Source organism: Microbacterium sp. Leaf351 (genome assembly GCF_001423825.1).
Taxonomy (GTDB): Bacteria; Actinomycetota; Actinomycetes; order Actinomycetales; family Microbacteriaceae; genus Microbacterium; species Microbacterium ginsengisoli.
The window spans coordinates 148,572-152,176 of sequence record NZ_LMPK01000035.1 but is presented as its reverse complement, the minus strand read 5'-3'; the positions used below and the strand labels follow the sequence as shown (position 1 = coordinate 152,176).

At 75.2% G+C, this 3,605-nt stretch carries 2 protein-coding genes; both read right to left on the bottom strand.

Features of this window, described 5'->3' with window-relative positions:
- Positions 1-73: 73 nt before the first annotated feature.
- Complete coding sequence (locus tag ASG00_RS11820; RefSeq protein WP_056209828.1) at positions 74-2,929, bottom strand: aminotransferase; 2,856 nt, start codon at positions 2,927-2,929, stop codon at positions 74-76.
- Positions 2,930-3,114: 185 nt separating this feature from the next.
- Positions 3,115-3,605 (bottom strand): aminotransferase class III-fold pyridoxal phosphate-dependent enzyme (locus ASG00_RS18355; RefSeq protein ID WP_235559539.1); only part of this gene is annotated, 491 nt, incomplete at its 5' end.

Here is a 3,605-nt window from a genome sequence, read left to right as displayed (position 1 = left end):
GAGGGCGGGGGCGGGGCGGCGGCGAGAGGGCGGGCGCGCGCTACGCGGCGGCGGCGAGCGAGGGCGACGCGCGCTACGCGGCGGCGAGGGCGCGGTCGAGCGCGGCGACCACCCACGCGACCGACTCGGCCGTGATGCACAGCGGCGGCTTGATCTTCAGCACGTTCTTGTGGTCGCCGGTGGGCTGCACGATGCATCCGTCGTCGAGCAGCAGGTCGCACACGCGCCGCGCGAGCTCGGGGGCGGGAGTCAGGTCGGCGTCGACGACGAGTTCGACCCCGAGGTAGAGGCCCATGCCGTGCACCGCACCGATCGACGGATGCCGCGTCCCCAGGGCCCGCAGCGCGTCACCGAACAGCGCGCCGACCCGCTGCGCGTTGCCCTGCAGGTCGTCGTCGCGGAGCGCATCGAGCACGGCGACGCCGACCCGCGCACTCACCGGACTGCCGCCGGCGGAGGAGAAGAAGCTGCCCTCCTGCTCGAACGCCTCGGCGATCGCGGCGGTCGTGATGACAGCCCCGAGCGGCTGGCCGTTGCCCATGGCCTTCGCCACCGCGATCACGTCGGGCACGGCGCCCTGCTGCTCGAAACCCCAGAAGTGCGCGCCGAGCCGCCCGTAGCCCACCTGCACCTCGTCGGAGATGCACACCCCGCCGAGCGCCCGCACCCGTTCGTAGAGGCCCGCGAGGTAGCCGTCGGGCAGCAGCACGCCGCCACCGTTGCCGAAGATCGGCTCGATGACGACCCCGGCGAGCTGTGCGCGTCCGTCGGCGCCGAGCGCGTCGAGGCGGGCGTCGACGTCGGCGAGATAGGCGGCCGCCGATCCTCGCCCGCGATGCGTGCCGCGCACCGGGTTGGGGGCGTCGAGCAGTTCGACCCAGTCGGGTCGCGTCTCGAGGGCGCGCGGGTTGTCGCCGATCGAGGTCGAGACGGCGTCGGAGCCGATCGTCCACCCGTGGTACGCCTCTCGCGCCGCAAGGATGCGTCCGCGCCCGGTGGCGGTGAACGCGAGCCGCAGCGCGAGATCGACCGCTTCGCTGCCGCTGTTGACGAGGAACACCCGGTCGAGCCCGGCGGGCGCGAGGGCGGCGAGACGCTCGGACAGCTCGGCGATCGCCGCGTAGTGGAAGCGCGAGTTCGTGTTCAGCAGCGTCCACTGCCGCGCGGCGGCATCGACGATGCCGGGGTGGGCGTGGCCCGCGATCGTGACGTTGTTGACGACGTCGACGTAGGTCTGCGCCTCGGTGTCGATGAGGTGCTCGCGCCAGCCGCGTTCGATCTGCGGCGGGCGCGAGTAGTAGTGCTCCTGCGCTGCGGCGACGTGAGCGTCGCGGCGGGCGAGAGTGTCGGCGGGCGCGATGACCGGCGCGGATGCCGCCACCCCGAGCACGCGCGACGGGTCGGGGCTGATGCGGCGCCAGAGGTCCGCGAGCCGCGGGGTGACGCACGCGGGCGGACGGCGATCGTCGGCGGGCCCGAGCTGCACGTGCACGACGTCCCCCCGGGATGCGTCGCCGAGCCGGGCACCCGGCGCGACCTCGCCGAGGACGAACGGTGCGACCCCGTCCACCCAGAGGGTGGCGTCGTCGCCGTGCAGCGCCAGCCCGGTGCGGGTCGCGACGACACGTCCCGCGAACGGGGCGGCGAGCGTGCAGCCCTCGGGAGCCACGAGGTCGACACCCAGCGCCCGGGTCGCCGCCCTACCGCGGGGGGCGAGCAGCCGCGTGCGCGTCAGCCGGAACTCGCCCCAGCGCGTGTGCGCGAGCCCACCGGCGGCGCGCAGCACGCGCTCCTCGATTCCCGGTTCGAGCCAGTCCCCCGCTGCCAGCGCGTCGCTCGTGACGGAGAGATCGACGGATGCCGCGGCGATCCCCGCGGGCAGCAGGGTGGCCCTGGCATCCGCTCGGGGATCGTCGAGCCCGCGCGCGACCGCGCGGACGAGGTACGCCATCTCGCCCGCGTCGCGCGCCGCCGCCGCGGCGAACGCGCGCCACTCTGCGCCGCGGCGCTCGTCGGCGTAGTCGTTGTCGCCGTCGAGGGCGACCTGGTGCTCGCCGCTGACCACGAGCACGGCGCAGCGCAGCACGACGAGCGGCCAGAGCGCGTCGAGTTCGGCGTCTGTGAGGGCGACATGGGCGGCGAACCCGCGCACGGTCGCGAGGAACAGCGCGTCGGGATCGTCGCGCATGTAGGCGCAGGCGGATGCCGCGACGAGCTCGGCCACGCGCCACGTGACCATGAGGTCGCCGAAGTCGATGACCCCGACCCGGCCGTCGGAGTCCCGCACGAGGTTGTCGTCGGTGACGTCGGCGTGGATGGGCTGCGGGGGCAGCAGGTCGGCGAGCGCCGCGACGCGGGCGGCGGCGCTGTCGGTCGCCGCGCGCACCAGCGCCCGGCGGCCGGGGTCGGTGACCGCGTCGATCAGGTCGTCGACGACCCGGGCACCCTCGCGGATGTCCCACTGCGACGCGTGCGCCGCCGGCTCGACGTCGAGCGCCGCAAGCGCCGCGGCGACGCGCCCGGCGGTGTCGCCGACGAGAGCGGCCTCGGCCTCGCCGTAGCCGGCCGTCTCGATGAGCGGTTCGCCGTCGACGTACTCGAGCACGCGCACGAGGTGAGGTCCTCCGGCGAAGCCGACGGGCACGATGTGCTCGCCGTCCCGCGCCGCCACCGCGGACGCCACCCGCAGCCCCGCCCGGCGCAGCAGCCGGAGCGCCTCGTGCTGGGCCTCGAGGTCGCGGCGGTCGGTCGCCGCATGCGCGATCTTCACGACGACACGGCCGGATGCGGCATCCACCCGATAGTTGCGATCCTGCTGGCTGCCGAGCTCGCGCACCTCGCCGTCGAGCCCCCACAGCTCGCGGGCGACGGCGGCCGCCTCGGCGGCGGAGACCTCGGGGCGGGCGCCCGCACTCGCATCGACGGTCATGGTGCGATCCTCTCGTCCGTCTTCCGTATACCGGATGCCGCGGCGCGTCGGCAAGGCGCGGGTGCAGCGCGGCGGTGGTCGGGCACGGTGCCGATGCCACGCTGCGGCCGGCGGAGCGCATGACCGCGGCGCCCGGGCGAGGGGCGCCCGGACCGCACGGCCGCCGCCCGCACAGCGGCGAGGGCTCAGCCCGCGAGCACGACCTTCAGCTGTTCGATGGCCCAGTCGAGCTCGGTCGCGCGCACGACGAGCGGTGGCGCGATGCGGATGGTCTGGCCGTGCGTGTCCTTCACGAGCACGCCGCGCGCGAGCAGGCGCTCGGCGATCTCGCGTCCGGTGCCGACGACGGGATCGATGTCGATGCCGGCCCAGAGCCCGGCGCTGCGGACCGCGACGACGCCGTGCCCGATGAGGTCGTCGAGCCGGGCGCGCAGGTGCTCGCCGAGTGCGAGCGCGCGCTGCTGGAACTCTCCCGACGCCAGCATCTCGACGACCCGCAGGCCCACCGCCGCCGCGAGCGGGTTGCCGCCGAAGGTCGAGCCGTGCTCACCGGGGCGGATGACCCCGAGCACGTCACGGTCGGCGACGACGGCGGAGACGGGCAGGATGCCCCCTCCCAGCGCCTTGCCGAGCAGGTACACGTCGGGCACCACGTCCTCGCGATCGCAGGCGAAGG